The sequence below is a fragment of the Nitrospirillum viridazoti CBAmc genome (genome assembly GCF_000730165.1).
GTDB classification, from domain to species: Bacteria; Pseudomonadota; Alphaproteobacteria; order Azospirillales; family Azospirillaceae; genus Nitrospirillum; species Nitrospirillum viridazoti.
Genome location: NZ_CP022112.1, coordinates 495,227 through 512,700 on the forward strand (window position 1 = coordinate 495,227; position 17,474 = coordinate 512,700).

The 17,474-nt window shown below is 64.3% G+C and carries 18 protein-coding genes and 3 pseudogenes; 14 read left to right on the forward strand and 7 right to left on the reverse strand.

What is annotated here, in order from left to right; translation table 11 throughout:
• The first annotated feature begins 832 nt into the window (after positions 1–832).
• The 11 genes and pseudogenes from Y958_RS24030 to Y958_RS24080 all read left to right on the forward strand — a co-directional run.
• Positions 833–1,012 (forward strand): IS66 family transposase, encoded by a 180-nt coding sequence (locus Y958_RS24030; RefSeq protein ID WP_186291587.1) that lies wholly within the window; start codon positions 833–835, stop codon positions 1,010–1,012.
• A 78-nt stretch (positions 1,013–1,090) separates the two neighbouring features.
• Positions 1,091–1,486, forward strand: coding sequence for a hypothetical protein (locus Y958_RS31555; protein ID WP_145727523.1), 396 nt, complete (start codon positions 1,091–1,093; stop codon positions 1,484–1,486).
• A gap of 110 nt (positions 1,487–1,596) precedes the next feature.
• Positions 1,597–1,893: a hypothetical protein gene (locus tag Y958_RS24040; RefSeq protein ID WP_088874472.1), complete on the forward strand. Its 297-nt coding sequence runs from the start codon at positions 1,597–1,599 to the stop codon at positions 1,891–1,893.
• Positions 1,894–1,905: 12 nt separating this feature from the next.
• Positions 1,906–3,315, forward strand: a complete 1,410-nt coding sequence (locus Y958_RS24045; protein ID WP_088874473.1) for a phenylacetate--CoA ligase family protein — start codon at positions 1,906–1,908, stop codon at positions 3,313–3,315.
• Positions 3,312–4,322: an amino acid--tRNA ligase-related protein gene (locus Y958_RS24050; protein ID WP_088874474.1), complete on the forward strand. Its 1,011-nt coding sequence runs from the start codon at positions 3,312–3,314 to the stop codon at positions 4,320–4,322. Before Y958_RS24045 ends, Y958_RS24050 begins: the two co-directional genes overlap by 4 nt.
• Positions 4,310–5,317 (forward strand): S66 family peptidase, encoded by a 1,008-nt coding sequence (locus tag Y958_RS24055; protein WP_211098770.1) that lies wholly within the window; start codon positions 4,310–4,312, stop codon positions 5,315–5,317. The genes Y958_RS24050 and Y958_RS24055 overlap by 13 nt, the downstream gene beginning before the upstream one ends.
• Positions 5,318–5,331: 14 nt before the next feature.
• Positions 5,332–6,243, forward strand: a complete 912-nt coding sequence (locus Y958_RS24060; protein ID WP_186291588.1) for a TauD/TfdA family dioxygenase — start codon at positions 5,332–5,334, stop codon at positions 6,241–6,243.
• Positions 6,244–6,245: 2 nt separating this feature from the next.
• On the forward strand, positions 6,246–7,781 hold the full coding sequence (locus tag Y958_RS24065) for a class I adenylate-forming enzyme family protein (RefSeq protein ID WP_088874476.1): 1,536 nt from the start codon (positions 6,246–6,248) through the stop codon (positions 7,779–7,781).
• Positions 7,778–8,371, forward strand: a complete 594-nt coding sequence (locus tag Y958_RS24070; RefSeq protein WP_088874477.1) for an AAA family ATPase — start codon at positions 7,778–7,780, stop codon at positions 8,369–8,371. The genes Y958_RS24065 and Y958_RS24070 overlap by 4 nt, the downstream gene beginning before the upstream one ends.
• Before the next feature lie 104 nt (positions 8,372–8,475).
• Positions 8,476–8,655 carry a hypothetical protein gene (locus tag Y958_RS31560; RefSeq protein ID WP_145727522.1) on the forward strand — a complete coding sequence of 60 codons (180 nt, stop codon included), beginning with the start codon at positions 8,476–8,478 and terminating at the stop codon, positions 8,653–8,655.
• A gap of 206 nt (positions 8,656–8,861) precedes the next feature.
• A pseudogene (locus tag Y958_RS24080) lies at positions 8,862–9,185 on the forward strand (transposase family protein); the annotation flags it as partial.
• A gap of 35 nt (positions 9,186–9,220) precedes the next feature.
• On the opposite strand, the gene tnpC (Y958_RS24085) reads toward Y958_RS24080, so the two are convergent.
• The 3 genes from tnpC (Y958_RS24085) to tnpA (Y958_RS24095) form a co-directional block, all read right to left on the reverse strand.
• On the reverse strand, positions 9,221–10,837 hold the full coding sequence (gene tnpC, locus Y958_RS24085; RefSeq protein WP_411861225.1) for an IS66 family transposase: 1,617 nt from the start codon (positions 10,835–10,837) through the stop codon (positions 9,221–9,223).
• Positions 10,838–10,923: 86 nt separating this feature from the next.
• Positions 10,924–11,271, reverse strand: a complete 348-nt coding sequence (gene tnpB, locus Y958_RS24090) for an IS66 family insertion sequence element accessory protein TnpB (RefSeq protein WP_088871131.1) — start codon at positions 11,269–11,271, stop codon at positions 10,924–10,926.
• Positions 11,268–11,681: an IS66-like element accessory protein TnpA gene (gene tnpA / locus Y958_RS24095; RefSeq protein WP_186291266.1), complete on the reverse strand. Its 414-nt coding sequence runs from the start codon at positions 11,679–11,681 to the stop codon at positions 11,268–11,270. The genes tnpB (Y958_RS24090) and tnpA (Y958_RS24095) overlap by 4 nt, the downstream gene beginning before the upstream one ends.
• Positions 11,682–11,796: 115 nt before the next feature.
• Here tnpA (Y958_RS24095) and Y958_RS24100 point away from each other — a divergent pair.
• A pseudogene (locus Y958_RS24100) lies at positions 11,797–12,921 on the forward strand (ISL3 family transposase); the annotation flags it as partial.
• Here the strand turns inward: Y958_RS24100 and tnpC (Y958_RS24105) are convergent.
• Genes tnpC (Y958_RS24105) through tnpA (Y958_RS24115) form a run of 3 tightly spaced genes read right to left on the reverse strand, consistent with a single transcriptional unit; the run spans position 12,905 to position 15,296 of the window.
• Positions 12,905–14,500, reverse strand: coding sequence for an IS66 family transposase (tnpC, locus tag Y958_RS24105; RefSeq protein ID WP_088874479.1), 1,596 nt, complete (start codon positions 14,498–14,500; stop codon positions 12,905–12,907). The pseudogene Y958_RS24100 and the gene tnpC (Y958_RS24105) sit on opposite strands and share 17 nt — an antisense overlap.
• 56 nt (positions 14,501–14,556) lie before the next feature.
• Entirely contained in the window at positions 14,557–14,901 is a 345-nt protein-coding gene (gene tnpB / locus Y958_RS24110; RefSeq protein WP_425600698.1) for an IS66 family insertion sequence element accessory protein TnpB, read from the reverse strand.
• Positions 14,902–14,906: 5 nt separating this feature from the next.
• Positions 14,907–15,296, reverse strand: a complete 390-nt coding sequence (gene tnpA, locus Y958_RS24115; RefSeq protein ID WP_088874481.1) for an IS66-like element accessory protein TnpA — start codon at positions 15,294–15,296, stop codon at positions 14,907–14,909.
• A 201-nt stretch (positions 15,297–15,497) separates the two neighbouring features.
• Between tnpA (Y958_RS24115) and Y958_RS24120 the strand changes: the two are divergent.
• Both Y958_RS24120 and Y958_RS24125 read left to right on the forward strand, forming a co-directional pair.
• Positions 15,498–15,680, forward strand: a pseudogene (locus Y958_RS24120) (transposase); the annotation flags it as partial.
• A gap of 226 nt (positions 15,681–15,906) precedes the next feature.
• The gene (locus Y958_RS24125) at positions 15,907–16,356 is read left to right on the forward strand and encodes a very short patch repair endonuclease (protein ID WP_244909698.1); all 450 of its coding nucleotides are present in this window, start codon (positions 15,907–15,909) and stop codon (positions 16,354–16,356) included.
• A 77-nt stretch (positions 16,357–16,433) separates the two neighbouring features.
• Here the strand turns inward: Y958_RS24125 and Y958_RS32565 are convergent, their stop codons facing one another.
• Positions 16,434–17,426 carry an HNH endonuclease gene (locus Y958_RS32565; RefSeq protein WP_088874483.1) on the reverse strand — a complete coding sequence of 331 codons (993 nt, stop codon included), beginning with the start codon at positions 17,424–17,426 and terminating at the stop codon, positions 16,434–16,436.
• Positions 17,427–17,474 lie beyond the last annotated feature (48 nt).

Below are 17,474 nucleotides of genomic sequence, written 5' to 3' on the forward strand. Positions count from 1 at the left end.
CTTGCCATGATGCCAAGCCGGCCACACACCCACGCGCCGCCGACACATAGCTTTCAGCACAACAGCCCCCGATCCAACAAGGCAGCCCACAGACGACGCTTACGCCGAAGCCGCCCTTGCGAACGCAGAATCGACGCTGGCCCTATCCCGTGCGCAAATGGCCGATCGTCAGATCGATCTGTTCCTGGCGCTTGGGGGCGGCTGGCCAACTCCCACGGAAGGTTCTGAACAGCTCGGAACGGATAGCCAGCCCAGCACCGGGGTAACGGCTTCGCGGTAACGGCGGAGGAGAACGCGTCGCGGCGCTTCTCGGAGGTCTTGGAGACGGGCTTGTGACCGGTGCGGCGCACCTTGGCCTGGTAGCCGATGACCTGGCCGTCTCGATTCTACCAGGGGGTGATGGTGGCCATGGGATGCAGGTCCTCGCGATGATCGCTGAGGTAAACTGTCCCGTAACTATCCCGCAAAATCCAGCTAAAGTGCTGGAAGTGTGGCGTCCCCTAGGGGAGGTTTCGCCGACTAAGGCCCAAGGGATTGATCGCCTTAGCAATCAGGGCGCCAGATCTTGATGATCCGCGTGTAGCACGACTGTATGCCACATGGGCATCCGGCGCAAGAGCCACCGCACCGTGCCCAGGGCGACGAGGTCAGGTTAACGGTTGACGGCAGGGCTTTTCCTGAGGCGCCGGGTGTGATTCCTGGAGGGCTCATATCCTGAAGGAAGGTGTGGGATGCCCGGTGAGATTGATGAGACGTTTCAGCCGTCGCGGCTATGCAGCCTGCTCGACCACTTTGCCGTCGTGGAGGACCCTCGGGAAGCGCCGAAGGTGAGGTGCTGGCGCCGAGCAACGGCCAGGCCCGGCTTGGCCGCCTTTGGACCTATCTGGTCGATGAGCGGCCCTGGTGCGGCGACCGTACGCTGGCGGCGTTCTATCGCTTCAGCCCGAACCGCGAAGGCGAGCGCCCCCGCGAGCATCTCTCCGGGTTCAGCAGCGTGATCCAGTTCGTTTGAAGCGAACGCGAGGCCTTCCTACATACGCGCAAAGCGTGTATAATCAGGTCCCAAAAGGCGAGCAACATGGAGGCGCAGATGGACAATCACGCCGTTCTCAAGAACAGCCAGCACATGTTGCCGCCTAGCGCGAAAGCCATGCGCCGAACGAGCACAAGCTGCTGTATTGAACTGACGTTTGGCGTGAAGCGTAAGAAGGATCTGCTCGGTCTTGACGCTCTCGACCACATGCGGCCGGGCGAGCGCAAATACATGACGCGGGAGAAACTGGCCTTTGTGGCCAAACACAATCTCCTCGTCACGTGCAGCGATCCCGGCTCCGCGCCCCTGCGCGATATCGTGAGCGGCAACAACGACACCGATGCGCTGCTGAACAGCAAATATCAGGCCGGGCCAGGCTGGGACGCCTGCACCGGCTGGGGCGCACCTGACGAAGTGAAGCTGCTCAAAGCGCTGCAAACGCCTGCGGCCTGAAGCCGGGGCGGCGCTTCACAGGACGGGCCGCCTGACTTGCGCAGTATGGTTCTCATTACTCAAGTAACGTTGTTCTTTTGATATGTGGCTTTTTAACGCGAGGTCATATCATGGAAAGTCAGTCTGATCCCACTTTTGAGGCCCGTGGCTGGGCGTCGTATGTGACGTTCGACAAGGATCTGGCTCCGGAAACGGTCCAAGACAAGAACGCAAAATACTCCGCCAATGAGCGTGAATATGCTGCGCAGATGACGCTCGTGGCGCCGAACCAGGTGCGGGTTTCGCCGGCCGAGGACATCGACGCGAGTGATTATTATGTCCTGCTGAACGACCTCGCTTTCACGGATGGCGCGCGCATTTCCAGCGAGGTTCTGGCCTTCGGGCCCGGTCAGGGATCGGGCAGCTAAGACGACCTGGGCATGACCGCATTCCGACCGACCGGAGCGGGCGAATCCGAAGACGCGTTTCGCGCTTCGGTTCGGTCCGAGCTTTGGTGGCATGCCGTTCGACGTCAGCTGGGCCGGCTGCATCCCGCCGCGGTAGTGATGCAGCGCCGGGCCGCCGCCTATGCCCGGTCGCGACCGACTGGCGATGTCCTGCAGCACCTCGACGCCCTGCTGACCCATGCCCGTCATAATGTTCCCTATTATGCAGAAGTGCTTACGGGGCTCGGCGCGACCCGCCTGCGCCATATCCCTATCCTCACGCGGGAGTTGCTCCAGGCGCGGACGCTCGACCTCGTGGCCAGGGACAAGGCTGATCGGCGTCTTCACGGCCGGGAAATCCGGATCCGCTCGACTAGCGGCAGCAGCGGGGTGCCGGCCAGCCATTTCCAGGCAGATCGGGAAGCGGCAATCGACGCGGGCCTGTTGTTGCGTCTACACCGCGAACTGCGCCTGCCAGCTTCTGGGCACCTCTTCGATCTCGGTCTTCATCATGCGGGCCGGGCGCTCCTCGAAACCCGGATTGTGCCGGGCGCCTATACCTGCTGGAACCTGCGTAGCGCACACAATGGCGGGGCCATGCTCGAATATGCAACGGCACTGTCGTCGGTCAGGCCGACACTGATTTACGGAGCCGCCTCGCGTTTGCAGGAGTTTGCCGACCATGTCCTGAGTCAGTCTCTACCGGTCCGCCCGAGGGTGGTCCTGTCTTCATACGAACAACTGACATCGTCCGGGCGAGCGCTGCTGTCGCGCGCCTTCGACTGTCCCGTGCGTTCGGTCTATGGCTCGAGCGAACTGGGCTATTGCGCCTGGGAATGCGGACAGGGCGCGCTGCATGTGCAGGCGGATTATCTGTTGCCGGAAATCGTCGACTTCGAAGGACAGCCCGTACCGCGAGGCGAGACGGGCCGTCTGATCCTCACCTCGCTCAAATCCTGGCTGATGCCGCTGATCCGCTACGACACCGGCGACATCGGGGCGCTGCGACCCGATCCTTGTTCATGCGGCAGTTCCTTTCCGGTGCTCGATCCGTTTGAAGGTCGACGTGCCGCCTATCTTTACACCCGCTCGGGACGCGCGGTCTCGCCCTACAAGATCATGAGCATCGTCGATCGGCTCGGGGTCGCGCGTTACCAGATCGTCCAGCGCGAGCGCGGTGCCGCAGATCTGGTCCTCGATACAGGGTATGAGGGAGTCGACGTCTCCGGCTGCGAGACGGCGATCTCGACCTTTCTCGGGGAGACGTTTCGGTTGCACAAACGCCCCGGAAACCCCTTCACCTATACGACCGGGGGCAAGCTCAACCCTGTGCTGAGCCTGCTGGCGGTCGCTGGGCAGGAGAGCGGCCAGCAGGAGATGGGGCAACGGGAGGGTGCGCAATGACGGCGACGCGCATCCGGCGTGTCCCCAGCGTCTGGGACAGGCCCGATCTGCAATTCTCCGCAGCGCTGGAGACCGACTGGTATCGTCAGGTGGCGCAGGCCTATGGCCTATTCTATTTCACGAGTGTCGACTTCTTCCGTTCGTGCGGGTGCGTCCCCGCCCTGGTCCCGATTACGACGGGTTCCATCTCCAGCCCCATGGGGCTCGGCAGCGACAGCGAGCCGGTCGAGATCATGCTCCACGGACGACGCACCTATCTGGCAGATTCGATGCAGTTCGCGCTGGAATATTATCTCCGGCAGAACCACCCGGGCGCCTTCTACATCATGCCGAGTTTTCGCGGGGAGGCGTCCGACGCGCGCCACCTCAATCAATTCTATCATTCCGAAGCCGAGATCGTCGGGGGGCTCGACGAGGTCATGTCCTTCGTCGAAGCCTATCTCCTGGCGCTTTGCCGAGCGATGCTCGACGGCGTCGAGGGCGTGTCCCGCAAACGGCTGGAGACCTATCTGACACAAGGCGCGCCCATATGCATGGAGGTCGAGGACGCCGTCGCTCGGCTGGGGAATGAGGCCCCCTTTGTCCAGGAGGCGACCAACGGCGAGCCCCTGATCTCGGCTGCCGGTGAACAAGAGCTTCTGCGTCGCAGCGGCCGCGAGGCGATCTGGCTGATGCACCCGAGCCGGACGACGACGCCCTTCTACCAGGCGGCCTGTCCAGACCTTCCCGATCGCGCCCAAGCGGCAGATCTGCTGCTGGGCATCGGTGAGACGGTTGGTTGTGGCGAGCGGCACGCCACGGAGCAGGCGGTCAGGGCCACTCTCGAACTCCAGCGGGTCAGCGCGGAGCCCTATGACTGGTACCTGCGCCTCAAGCGGGAGCATCCGCTGCGTACGGCGGGCTTCGGGCTCGGCGTGGAGCGCTTCCTGCTCTGGGCGCTCGAACATGACGATATTCGTGACGTTCATCCCGTCCCGCGCCTGAAGGAGGGGCCATGGCCGCTTTGAAACCGTCGATCTTTCCGCGCCGCCTGCAAGCTGGCGGCCATGTGCGCGTCGTCGCGCCATCGCGATCGCTCGCCATTATCGCGCCCGAGGTGCGCGAGATCGCCGATGCGCGACTCGCCGACTTGGGGCTGACACGCTCCTATGGTCGCCGCGCGGAGTTCAACGAGGCGCTTTCGTCTGCGAACCCGCGCGATCGTGTGCTCGATCTGGAGGAGGCCTTCGAGGATACGTCCGTGGACGCGATCTTCACCTCGATCGGCGGGTTCAACTCGATCGAACTGCTCAGTCTGATCGACTATGCCAAGATCGCCGCAAACCCGAAGATCTTTTGCGGCTATTCCGACATCACCGTGATGGTGAACGCGATACACGCCAGGACCGGGCTGGTGACCTATTACGGGCCGCATTATTCGTCTCTGGGTATGCGGGACGGGAATGAATTCACGCTCGCTAATCTGCAATCCTGCCTCTTCTCCGAGGCGCCGTTCGCCGTCCGGGCTGCTCCCCAGTGGAGCGAGGATCACTGGTTCCTCGATCAGGACGCCCGCACGTTCAAGCCCAATCCCGGGATTGTCGTCATTCAGCCCGGCGAGGCCGAAGGCCGTCTTGTCGGCGGCAACATCAACGCCTTTCGCCTGCTGAACGGCACACCCTATGCTCCCCCCCTGGAGGAGGCCTTGCTGTTCCTCGAAAATGATGGACTGGACGGGGACAAGACGCCGGTGGAGTTCAATCGCCGCCTTGAGACCATTCTCCTCCAGCCCGGCGGTGAAACAGTGAAAGGGCTGGTTGTCGGCAGGTTCAAGACCGAGTCGAAGATGTCGCTCGAGCAACTGGCCGCGATCATCGCCAGCAAGGAGGAGCTGGCCGGAAAACCCGTGATCGCCGGCGTTGACTTCGGGCACACCATGCCGATGGCGACGCTGCCCATTGGCGGCCTTGGACGGGTCGTAGCCGACGGCGCGGACGCCCGGTTCGAGCTCATTCGTTACTGATGCAGGTGTCACGGATGCAGGGCTCCCTTTGCGATCTTGAGACCGGATGCTGGCCGCCCGCAGGCTCGTCGAGTGGTGACTGGCGCATTTCTCTTGGAGAATGGGCGCCGGAGCTCGCTGTCCTGGGGACCGAGGCCGGTGGACATGAAGATAGGCGGGCGAAGCGCGCGCTCGATGCGCTTGCGCAGTTGGCGCGCGGCAAGCTCTATCGGCCGCCCTATATGGTCTTGTTAACGGACATGTCCGCAGCTTGGCTCGAGGACGGCCTGGCGGAGCGCATCTATCTCGGCCTGTGCGAACGCCTCGGACGGCTCGATCTGGCGCGGGGCCCCTTTTACGATGTCTACGATCGCAAGATCTCCGGGCGCGATCATGTTCGCTATTCCGACACCAACAAATCGCACGGCTTTCATACCGACGGCACCGCCAGCTCCAACTGGCCCGAGTTGGTCGGGCTGTTGTGCGTTCGCCAGGCTTCGAGCGGCGGCATGACGCGCCTGGTCAATATCTACAACATCCATCGTCGGCTGTTGGACGACAGCCCCGAGGTGCTTGAGGTTCTGCGAAGGGACCTGCCGCGTCAAACGCGGAGCATCCCGGAAGGTGCGGCCGATCGCTCGGCCGTCGACGTCTATCCGGTTCTGACGGGCCGAGCCCCAGACATGACCCTGGGCTGCCGGTATATGCGGCGCTGGGTCGACGCCGGTTTCGTCATGACCGGTCAGATGCCGAGCGCGGTGGTCGTCACGGCTCTGGACGCCTTCGATCAATGTCTGGAGAGCGACCCCGCCATGCTCCTTTTCCGGATGCGGCCGGGCGAACTGGTCTTCCTCAACAACAGGGTCGTCCTCCACGACCGCGAAGCCTACCAGGACGCCGAGGGTGCGCCTCGGTTGATGCGTCGCGCCTGGCTTTACGGAGCGTAGCCATGATCTTCTCCGACTCGCAGTTTCCGCCTCTTTCCGCCTGGCTTATCCAGCGCGCGTCCGCACTCGCTATGGTGGATTGCAACAATGGAACAACGCTCGCTTATGCGGATTTGGCAGAGGCGGTGCGCACGCTTGCAACCTTTTTGAAAAGCGCGGGTGCAGCGCCCGACGACAGGGTCGTGATCGCCTGCGAGAATGCGATCGCCGCGGTGACAGCGATGCTCGCGGCCTGGGAAATCGGTCTTGTCCCCGTGCCACTGCCCAACCTGCCCTCGGCCGAAGAGCAGGCGCGCATCTTCGATCAATGCAACGTCGGATCGATCATATGCGATGCGGCCTATGCCGGACAGATTGTCGGGCAGGGAGGGGCCGCAGCCGAACTACATATCGGCGATAACCGGCTCGCGCTCACGGTCCTCGACAGTCGCCGAAGAGAGACCGCAGATGCGCCGGCTCGGGATGCGCTTGCGCTGGTGATCTACACCTCCGGCACCACCGGCGGCCCGAAAGGGGTAATGCTGGGCGCGCGCGCTCTGACCTTCGCCATACAGTCCATGGCGCAGGTGGTCGGCGCATCCGAGGGCGACCGTGCGCTTATTCCGCTTCCCGGGAGTCATCTCTACGGTATCGTCGCAACCTGCTATCTGCTCGCTACCGGTGGCGTCGCCTTCCTTGCCGACCCCGCGGCGAGCGGTCCCACGCTGGTGGATCAGATGCTTCGCCACCGGATCGATGCTCTGCTCCTTCAGCCGCACCATGTGAAGGCGATGCTGGACGAGTTGGTGGATGCCAAGCACTCCGGCGTCCGCTATGTGGGATGCGGGAGCGGCGGGCTGTCGATGGCTGAATCACGCGCGCTGCATCGCCATTTTCCAGCAGCCCGGCAATATCTCTACTATGCGCTGAGCGAAGCGCCGCGTGCTGTATATGTGCGCGATCCCTATCTTCTCGACAGCGACGAAATCCCGCTGGGCCGTCCGGCCCAAGGCATGCGCCTGCAGATCGACGGCGCGGCAGCCGACAATCGGCTCGGGGAGATCGTCATCGGCGGCCCCGCTGTGGCCATGGGCTATATCGGCGAGCCCGCCGCCACCGGGCTGCAGTTCCAGGGCGACGCCTTTCGCACCGGGGATCTGGGCGAGGAAGTCGATGGCGAGATATTCTATCGAGGGCGCGCCGCGGACCTCATCGTTCATGGAGGGGTGCGAATGTCTCCCTGGGCCATGGAGCGACAGCTTGCCCATGATCTGGGGAAGACGGCGGCCGTCATAGGGCTGGCCGGCGCGGGCAAGAGGGAGACAGGGCCGAGGGCGGCGGACTGCCTTTTGGTCGTTCTGGAAGGTTCGCTCACTCCGCTCGAACAGCGCGCCGCCGAGAACATGGCGGCACCGATGGCCAACGTGCTCGGGCTGGACTTGCGCGTCGAGGTGTGGCCCAGGCTTCCCCGAAACAAGACAGGCAAGATCCTGCGTCATCGGGTGCTAGAAGAAGCGGCGTCCAGCGGGCCGGAGCGGGGAAGGATCGACGTGGCATGACCCAGCCGACCTTTGTCTTGTTGCTGGGCGCTCCGGCCGTCGGCAAATCCACCGTCGCGCGGCTGGTGGCCGCCAGAACCGGCTTTGGCCTCACCCACAATCATGTGGCCATCGAGGCTGCCCTTCCGTTGTTCTCCTTCGATACCAAAGAGTTCCGGGATCTCGTGTTCAAACTGCGATGCGACATCTTCTCGGCGGCCGCGTCGAGCGCTCTTCCCGGGATGGTGGGCACATTCGTCTGGAACCATGCGTCTGCCCGGGGCGACAAGATGGTCGAATATTGGTGCGCCATTTTCCAGCGCCGCCGCTGGCGGATCGTGTTCGTCGAGCTTAATGCGTCGCTCAGGACGCGCCTGGAGCGCAACCGGAGCCCCGGGCGCGATTTCCAGAAGGCCTCGAAGTCGGAGCCTGCGCGTTCCGAGGCCATCCTGATGGCCAATGAACGAGACTGGATAATGTCGGCGCCTCCCGGCAAGATGTTGACGCCTGCCGATGAATTCTTCTCGCTTACCACTGACGAGATGTCGCCGTCCGCCGTCGCCGACAGGATCATCGATCTTGCCCGCCTCTCGCAGGTAGGACGCTACTAGCGGCGTCTTAATGCGCAATATTGATCCGAATGAGCAAGCTACAGTCAGCATTTATTGCCACGAAATGAAGCTACAGCCTCCTACCGGCGACGGCGATGCCAAGGATGGCGGTTATCGTCGTCAAGCGTCTCGCGCCACTCTCCGATGCGTTTGTCGACCTGCTCCATGATGTCACCTGCGGCGTCCATATCCGCGACCAGGGCGACGCTGACGAAGCCAAGCTCATCCTCGACGGGGGGCAACCGCCAGACTTCGTACCGGGTCACGCCATTCCTTGTTTGTGAATCGGCATGGAATAAGGGCTCTGACTCAAAAATGATGAAATTGGGGAGTCTGTTTGTGATCGCTTTTCCAAGGGGATCAAGGCGATGCGAACAGACGCTCTCCGCTCAAGGTTTGTCCTGCCAGGCATGGTAATCACGGACGTTGCCGACGACGGCACGGCGGTACAACTCATTATCCAGTCGTCCAGCGGGATTGCCCTTGCCCTGGGTGTGGAACGGTCGCCCGGCGGGTCCACAGTCGCTATCGGCGCAGCTTGCTGGACCTGCCCGCCGCTGGCCGGACGGTGCAGTTGATCCTGATTGCCCGCCGGTTCTTCTGTGATGCGGTTCTGTGTGGTCGTCGCGTCTTCACCGAGCGGTTCGATCCGACCGTCCTGGCGCCCAGGGCACGCCGGACGGCGAGGCTGGATAAGATCGTTCATCACCTGGGCTTGGCCCGCGGCGGGCGGCCTGCGGCGGCCTTGGCGCAACGGCTGATGATGCCGGTGAGCAACGACACGCTACTGCGCGTGGTTGTAAGCGTCGTCTGACGGCTGCGGCCGGTTCCAGTTGATCCGCGCGCGGCTCAGGGCATTTGGACGATGTTCCAGGGCAGCAGGTCGGTGATGCGGTTGATGGGATGGTCGGCGATGCGGTCGAGCACGTCGCGCAGGTAGGCCTGGGGATCGCGGCCGTTGAGCTTGGCGGTCTGGGTGATGGTGTAGATCGCGGCGGCCCGTTCCCCACCGGCGTCGGAACCGGCGAACATCCAGTTGCGTCTTCCGATGGCCAGGGGCCTGATCGCCCGTTCGGCGGCGTTGTTGGAGAGTTCCAGCCGGCCGTCGTCCACATAGCGCGTCAGCGCCGTCCACCGCGAGCGGGCGTAGCGGATGGCCTTGGCCAGGTCGCCTTTGCCGGGGATGCGCAGCAGCGTGGCATCGAGGAAGGCGGCCAGTTCGTCCAGGGCTGGCCGAGCCTTGGCTTGGCGAAGCAGGCTGCGTTCCTCGGCCGACAGGCCGACCAGGGAACGTTCGATGTCGAACAGCACCCCTATGCGCTTGAGCACCTCCGCAGCCAAGGGCGAGCCGGTTTCGACGTGTTCGTCGAAGAACTTGCGGCGCACATGCGCCATGCAGGCTACTTCGGCGATCCGGCCGCCGTCGTACAGGGCATCGAACCCGCCATAGCCATCGGCATGCAGGTGCCCACGGAAGCCGGCCAGTTCCCGTTGCGGATGCTCGCCCTTGCGGTCGGGCGTGTAGCGGTACAGCACCGCCGGCGGGCCTTGTCCGGCATGGGGGCGCTCGTCACGCAGGTAGACCCACAACCGTCCCGTCTTGGTCTTGCCTCGCCCGGGCTCAAGCACGGGAACCGGCGTGTCGTCGGCGTGCAGCACCGATCCGGCCAGCACGTGCTGGGCAATCGCATTGGCCAAGGGGGCCATCAGGGCTGCCGCCTTGCCCACCCAGTCGGCCAGCAGTGAGCGTTCCAGTTCCACCCCCTCGCGGGCGTAGATGGCGGACTGCCGGTACAGCGGCAGGTGATCGCAGTATTTGGCGATCAGCACATGCGCCAGCAGCCCGGCGGACGGCAGGCCGCGCTCGATGGGCAGCGACGGCATCGGCGCCTGCACCATACCCTCGCAGCACCGGCACGACAGCGCCGGGCGGACGTGGCGGATCACGGTGAAGCGCGCCGGGATGTAGTCGAGCACCTCGGTGACGTCCTCGCCCACCTTGCGCAAGGTGCCGCCGCACGAGGGACAGGCGTCGTGCGGCGCATGCACGATCTCGGTACGCGGCAAGTGTTCCGGCAGCTTGCGCCGGCCAGCCCTGGCGCGGGCCTCGGGCGCCCCCTCCAGCGGTGCCGTCGGCAACAGCTCGGCACCAGCCATCGTCGCTTCGGCGGCGGTTGTGGCCTCCAGGTCCTCCAGCGACAGCTCAAGCTGCTCGATCTCGCGGGCGATCTTCTCGGAAGACGAACCGAACTGCATCCGCCGCAGACGGGCCAGTTGGATCTTGAGCTTCTCCATCTCCAGCGCCTTGGCCACCAGGCCCGCCTTGGCGGCCGCCAGTTCGGTCTCGCTGGCCTCACGGCGCCGGCGCTCAGCCTCCAACTCCGCAGCCTGCGCGGCGATGATCGCGCGCAACGCCTCGACCTCATTGGGCAATGGAGCGGGCAGTGGATCGGCGATGGACGACATGGGCCGATTCTACAGGAAGGGCGCCACCACGAGGAGGACCGATCACCGTCATCGCGCCGATCACCGGCGAGCGTGGCAGCCCGGACTCACCCCGCCGTCTCCGGACGCCAGGGTCGCTGCGGAGCCCGCCAGTCCATGCCTTCAAGAAGCATCCCGAGTTGGGCCGGGGTGAGAGCCGCCACTCCCTCGCGGCTGATCGGCCACACGAAGCGGCCTTTCTCCAGGCGCTTGGCGAACAGGCAATAACCCTGGCCATCCCAGTACAGCACCTTCACCAGGTGCCCTTGCCGGCCACGGAAGACGAAGAGATGGCCGGCGAACGGGTCCTGCTTCAGAACCTCCTGGGCCAGCATGGCCAACCCGTCCATGCCCTTGCGCATGTCGGTGGCGCCCATCGCCAGGTAAATCCGCACGCCGGCGGGAACCGTGATCACCGGCCGTCCAGCACATCGGCCAGACGACGGAGCGTAGCGGGGGCGATGTCCTCGCCGACACGCAGTACCCGGCCGTTGGTGAGCACCACCTCGACCAGGGCGGCCTGCCGCTCAACGGGCGGCCCCGGTGGTTGGGAGGGCAGCACGGCGGGGGACCCCACGCCGGCAGGGGGCGCCGCGTCAACCAGATGCACCGGCACAAAGGACGCCGCCTCAGGGGAGAGTTCGCCGCTCCGGATCTGCCGGCGCCATCGGTAGATCAGGCTGCTGCACACCCCATGGCGCCGTGCCACCGCCGCCACGGCGCCGCGACCACCACGCGCCTCGCCCACGAGGCGAATCTTCTCCTCCGCCGAATAGGCGCGACGCCCACCGGCCCCGGTGATGACCTCGATACGTTGGACTGCCACGGTGCAAACCACACTGCTTGCCATGATGCCAAGCCGGCCACACACCCACGCGCCGCCGACACATAGCTTTCAGCACAACAGCCGCCCATCCAACAAGGCAGCCCTCAGACGACGATTACGCGTGGTTCGCCGCCAAGGCAGTCCCAAGTTCGTGCCGCCAACCGTTATCGGGGTCGATGACTGGGCTTGGCGACGCAATCAGCGCTACGGAACCCTAATCTGCGACCTGGAGCGCCGCCGGACCATTGCACTGTTGCCGGATCGCGAACCGGCGACCGTCCAGGCCTGGCTGGAAGGCCAACTCCAGGTCAGCACTGTCGCGCGGGATCGTGGCGGTGGCTATGCGATAGCAACCGCCAAGGTGCTGCCGAACGTGACCCAGGTCGCCGACCGTTGGCACCTGATGGAGAACGCCAGCCGTGCCTTCCTGGACGCCGTCCGTAAGTCGATGAAACAGATCCGCGCGGCGGTGGGCGCCACCACCATCGATCCCGCCTTGCTGACAGCGGCAGAGAGGCTGCAGGACGATGGGTACATCCGCCGTGAGGAAACCAATGCCGCCGTCCAGCGACTGTCCAAGGAAGGCATGCCGATCCGGGAGATCGTCCGCCGGACGGGCCACAGCCGCGGCTTGGTGCGGAAAATCCTGCGCGGCCAGCGCTCAGACATCTTCCGTACTCGGGAAAGCTCCCTTGAAGTTCATCTTCCCTGGCTGGACCAGCAATGGGTGGCAGGGCTGCGCAATGGCGCCGATCTCTGGCGCCGTTTGCAGCAGCATGGATTCCGGGGCTCTCTGCGCGTAGTCACCGAGTGGGCGACCCGCCGACGCCGGGCTGATCAAATTGGGGCAGAGGCCCTGAGCCGCACGCCGTCGGCTCGAACCATCGCGCGGCTCATGACCTTGGGCAGCGATACCCTGACCAAGGCGGAAACCGTCGTCATCGCTGCCATTGAAGGGGGCGTCCCCGGCTTGGTCGATACCAGGAACATTGTCGCCGACTTCCAGGGGATGATCCGGCGCAAGTCCCTCAGCGACCTCGGGCCTTGGCTGGATCGGGCCAAAGGTAGCCTGGTGGCGTCGTTCGCCAACGGCATCATCAAGGATCGCGCCGCTGTCGCCGCCGCCATCACGTCACCCTGGTCCAATGGCCAAACCGAAGGCCAGATCACCAAGCTCAAACTCGTCAAACGCCAGATGTATGGTAAGCGTCCGGCCTGGTCCGTTATGATGGGGGCGTGACAGCCGCCACCCAGGGCATCAGTTCGGTGATGCGGTTGATCGGGTGGCCATCGGCGATCCTGGCCAGCGCGTCACGAAGATAGGCCTCCGGATCGAGGCCGTTGAGCTTGGCGGTCTCGATCAGGGTGTAGAGGCTGGCCGCGCGCTCACCCCCGGTGTCGCTACCCGCGAAGGTCCAGTTCTTCCGGCCCAGGGCGATGGCACGCAGGCTGTTTTCGGCGCGATTGTTGTCGGCCTCCAGGCGGCCGTCGTCGAGGAAGCGGGTCAGGGCCGCCCGGCGCTTAAGGATGTAGCGGAAGGCTTCGGCCAGGGCCGACTTGCCGGACAGCCGGGTGGCGGCGGATTGAGCCCAGGTGAAGAACTCATCCAGCAGCGGTCTGGTGCGAACGCGCAGGGCACGCCGCTCCTCGGCGGGCTTGCCCCGGGCTGCAGCCTCGATGGCGTAGACGACAGCGATGCGGTCCAACGCCTCCTTGGCCACCGGCGACGCCGTGGCCTGCCACACGTCGAACACCTTGCGGCGGCTGTGGGCCCAGCAAGCGACCTCGATGATTGGCCCGGGCTTGGTCCGGCCGGGCTCGTACAACTCCTCGAACCCGGCATAGCCGTCGGCCTGCAGGAAGCCGGTGTAGCCCCTCAGGTGGTCACGCGGCCGCTCGCCCTTGCGGTCGGGGCTGTAGAAGTAGGCGGCGGCCGGAGGGGCCGTTCCCTGGAAGGGCCGGTCGTCCCGGACATAAACCCAGAGCCGCCCGGTCCTGGTCTTGCCGGTACCCGGCGCGAGCACCGGGACGGGCGTGTCGTCACCGTGGATCTTGTCGGCGGCGAAGACATGGGCGCGGATGCCGTCGACGACGGGCGCCAGCAGCCAGGCGGCCTGGCCAACCCAGTCGGCCAGGGTGGAGCGGTCCAGGTCGACGCCATCGCGGGCGTAGATGGCGCTCTGTCGATACAGTGGCAGGTGGTCGCCATACTTGGCCACCAGCACGTGGGCCAACAGCGCCGGGCTGGGCCGTCCACGGGGGATGGGCAGGTTCGGCGCCGCCGCCTGGCTGATGTGGTCACACCGCTGGCAGGCGTACTTGGGCCGGACATGGCGCAGCACCTGGAAGCGGCCAGGCACATAGTCCAGCACTTCCGTCACGTCCTCGCCCAGCCGGGACATCCCGGCGCCGCAAGCGGGACAGGTGCAACCCGCCGCCGTCCGGGTGTCCGGCTCGTGCATCACTTCCTGGCGGGGCAGATGGTCGGGCAAGGGCCGACGCTTCGGAACACCCCGGCCCTCCTGAGCCGCTGGGGTGGAAGCCGCATCGGGCGGCGCCGTGACGGCCTCGGCCTGGGCGTCGTCGCCCTCCAGATCCTCCAGTTGCAGCTCGAACTGCTCGATCTGCCGGGCCAGCCGTTCCGACGACTGGCCGAACTGCATCCGGCGTAGCCGCGCCAGGTGCATCTTCAGCTTCTCGATCTCCAGCCGCGTCAGCCGGACGGCGGCCTTGGCGGCCCGCAACTCCGCCTGGCAGGCCAGGGCGAAGGCGCGCAGCGCGTCCGGGTCGGACGGAAGATCGGCAGTGTCGAGTGACATGGCCCATCTTACCAAACGCCCGCCCAACCTACCAGAATCCAAGCGGAATCAAGGCCTCACAGCAAGCTGGGCGCCACCGTCGCCTCCGGCACCACGGTACGCCGCCAGTCGATGCCTTCGATCAGCAGTGCCAGTTGCGCCGGGCTTAGCACCAGCCCGCCGTCCACGATAGGCGGCCACACAAAGCGGCCCTTCTCCAGTCGCTTGGCGAACAGGCACAAGCCAGAGCCATCCCAGTACAGTGCCTTCAGGTAGTCGCCCCGCTTGCCCCGGAACAGGAACAGATGGCCGCTGAACGGGTCGGCCCTCAGCACCTGCTGCACCTTGGCCGCCAGGCCGTCGAAGCCGTTGCGCAGATCAACCGGACGGCAGGCCAGGTGGACCTTGGTGCCGGGCGCCACGCTGATCAAAGTGCTGCCTTCAAGGCCCGCACCACCCGCGACAGCGCCTTCTCGTTGACGGACGTGTCCACCCGCAGCCGCACGCCGCTGGGAAGCTCGACCTCGATCAGGCCCGAACGACTCCGTTCCCAAGGAACCACCGCCTCCGCTTCAGGCGGTGGGCTCTCTGCGTCCGCGACAGTCCCCAACGGCAGGAACTCCAACGGTGCCTCAGACCGAAACGCCGCCGCTGCCTTCTGCGCCGCCCGCCAGTTGTAGATCAGGCTGCGGGGAAGGCCGTATCGCTCCGCCACCACCGGCACTTTGCCGCCCGCCGCGTCAACTTCGGCCAGCAACGCCGCCTTCTCTTCCGTCGTCCAGCGCCGCCGACGCGCCAGCAGTGTCGCCCCCGCCACGTTCCCTCCTTCTGGACCCCTCCAGAAGGAATCCCGACGGCCAAGCTTCCGCAGCCATCGTCAAAGGCGCAACACGGCCAAGGCCGGACGCTTACGATGTATGGCCGCGGAAAGCTTGACCTACTCCAGGCCCGCGTCATCGGTGCCGAATGATCTGCCCATCATCAAGTTTGCGTCAGAGCCCTTATTCCATGCCGATTCACAGCCAAAGGCTTTGAGGTGTTGCCCAAGTGCTGGATTGTCGAGCGCACCTTCGGTTGGCTGGGGCGCTGCCGCCGTCTCGCCAAAGACTTCGAGAACCTGTCCCGGATGTCTCTGGCATTCTTGCGCCTAGCCCTGATCCGGCTCCTGCTGTGCAGGATCGCAAGACACAGAAAATCATAGGGAACTTCGCGGACGGGCTCTTAGCGTGGCCTTGGCAGGAGGTTTTGGTTGGATCCCGCTTCACGCGCAATCGATCAAATCGATGGTGGGGATCACTGATAGCATATCCCTTCACCCAGTGAAGCGGTTGATCGCGAATTGATCACCTGGGCTTATGCCGTATGCTTGCCCAAACTCCGGGAGTTCTCAGTTGGATACCCTCACGCCCGAGCAGCGTCGCTTCACCATGAGCCGTGTCCGTAGCAGGAATACGGCGCCGGAAATGGTGGTACGGCGCAGTCTGCATGCGGCGGGTTTTCGATTCCGGTTACATCGGAAGGGACTGCCAGGTCGGCCCGACCTGGTGCTTCCAAAGTATCACTCCGTCATATTCGTGCATGGTTGCTTCTGGCATGGTCATGAATGTCCACGCGGCCGCCCACCTGCCACGCGTACCGAGTTCTGGGGGACGAAGATCGCTGGCAATCGGACCCGAGATGCAGCAGCCAAACTAGCGCTCCACAACGCCGGTTGGCGTGTGCTGACCATTTGGGAATGCGGCATCACCGGTCCGGTCCGACAGGAGTTGGCTGCGCTTGTCGTACTTTGCGCCAACTTTCTAATAGGAACAGCACCAGAAGCGGAAATAAGCGGCGACTGGGCACACCCCCCCAAAAAAAGCAGCGAAAACGAATAAGTGGCGGCGAGCCAGGGCTGCCCTGCGCCTGCTCCATGATGGCGCTTGAGCATCCCTTGATGTAGCGCCGGCCGCCCTTAGGGGGCTTTGAAGCGTACGCGAGCTTCCGGCCGGTCTTCGCGCAAGAAAACAAATTCGCGATGGTACTTCAGGTACACGGCCTGCCCGCTTGTGAACAGACCTACGCTTTCTTCCAGTGCCGAAGTCAACCCAAGCCGCTGAACATCGGCAAAGGCTAACAGCGGGGAAACAAGTATGCGGCCGTCATCTTGGAAGCTGATGAGGCCGCGGTCGAAAAGCCGGTCGATATGCGGTACGAGCATTAAGCCGTTGTTCCCGTCGAGCCGCTCTGTTCCCGTTGTGCAAGAGCGCCAAGGTTTGATGTGGCTCGCGGTGAGCAGATCGGGATTTGAGATGCCGGTGATGCGGCACGCTTTCTCCATGACCGACACGTTGGCACGGAAACGGCCTTGACCACGCCTCGCCTTGACCTGCTCCAGCCTTTCCGTCTCCGCAATCGTAAGATCTTGGGTGATGGCCCGTTCCGCCTCATCGTCGAGGGCCTCGACCAACTGTTCGAACGACCGGTTCTCGCCGGCCTGCACAGCTTCGAGCGCGAGACCGGCGCGACCAAGGATGGTCTCAATAACGGCACGCTCTACCCGCGCCAAATAGGCCTTCTGGTTGCCAGTGCCTCTGATGGCGTTGAAAGGCGAATGTTTGCGCGGCAACAGAGGGGCCAACTCGTCCGCAAGGTCTCTTGGTCGCACAGGTTGCGAGAGCGGCGTCCATCTTATGGGTAACCACCAACCGTCCTGTGCCCAATACGCTCCAGACGCACCAAAATGCCCAGGCTTGGGTGCTGTAACGCAGTGTGCCTCTACCACACCAACATGTCGAATCCATGTGTTTGCGAATGACAACACGACGTCGCCTGGATTAGCTATCCGCATGTTCTCGTAGAATTGGCTACGTGCGCCGTTATTTTCCTGCTTGGGAGACCATAGGTAACCACCACCGATTTCCTGACGAACCGTCTGCTTGTGATTAACCCACCAATATTGAGGCATGCTCCGATCCTGGATATAAAACCAGCTTCCGGCGGTCGACCATCGCTA

What these genes read in the sequence shown, in the direction of transcription:
- Y958_RS31555 (WP_145727523.1), top strand. Translation starts at nt 1,091, where the DNA reads ATGGACAATCACGCCGTTCTCAAGAACAGCCAGCACATGTTGCCGCCT.
- Y958_RS24040 (WP_088874472.1), top strand. Translation starts at nt 1,597, where the DNA reads ATGGAAAGTCAGTCTGATCCCACTTTTGAGGCCCGTGGCTGGGCGTCG.
- Y958_RS24045 (WP_088874473.1), top strand. Translation starts at nt 1,906, where the DNA reads ATGACCGCATTCCGACCGACCGGAGCGGGCGAATCCGAAGACGCGTTT.
- Y958_RS24050 (WP_088874474.1), top strand. Translation starts at nt 3,312, where the DNA reads ATGACGGCGACGCGCATCCGGCGTGTCCCCAGCGTCTGGGACAGGCCC.
- Y958_RS24055 (WP_211098770.1), top strand. Translation starts at nt 4,310, where the DNA reads ATGGCCGCTTTGAAACCGTCGATCTTTCCGCGCCGCCTGCAAGCTGGC.
- Y958_RS24060 (WP_186291588.1), top strand. Translation starts at nt 5,332, where the DNA reads ATGCAGGGCTCCCTTTGCGATCTTGAGACCGGATGCTGGCCGCCCGCA.
- Y958_RS24065 (WP_088874476.1), top strand. Translation starts at nt 6,246, where the DNA reads ATGATCTTCTCCGACTCGCAGTTTCCGCCTCTTTCCGCCTGGCTTATC.
- Y958_RS24070 (WP_088874477.1), top strand. Translation starts at nt 7,778, where the DNA reads ATGACCCAGCCGACCTTTGTCTTGTTGCTGGGCGCTCCGGCCGTCGGC.
- Y958_RS31560 (WP_145727522.1), top strand. Translation starts at nt 8,476, where the DNA reads ATGGCGGTTATCGTCGTCAAGCGTCTCGCGCCACTCTCCGATGCGTTT.
- tnpC (WP_411861225.1), bottom strand. Translation starts at nt 10,837, where the DNA reads ATGTCGTCCATCGCCGATCCACTGCCCGCTCCATTGCCCAATGAGGTC.
- tnpC (WP_088874479.1), bottom strand. Translation starts at nt 14,500, where the DNA reads ATGTCACTCGACACTGCCGATCTTCCGTCCGACCCGGACGCGCTGCGC.
- Y958_RS24125 (WP_244909698.1), top strand. Translation starts at nt 15,907, where the DNA reads ATGAGCCGTGTCCGTAGCAGGAATACGGCGCCGGAAATGGTGGTACGG.
- Y958_RS32565 (WP_088874483.1), bottom strand. Translation starts at nt 17,426, where the DNA reads ATGCCTCAATATTGGTGGGTTAATCACAAGCAGACGGTTCGTCAGGAA.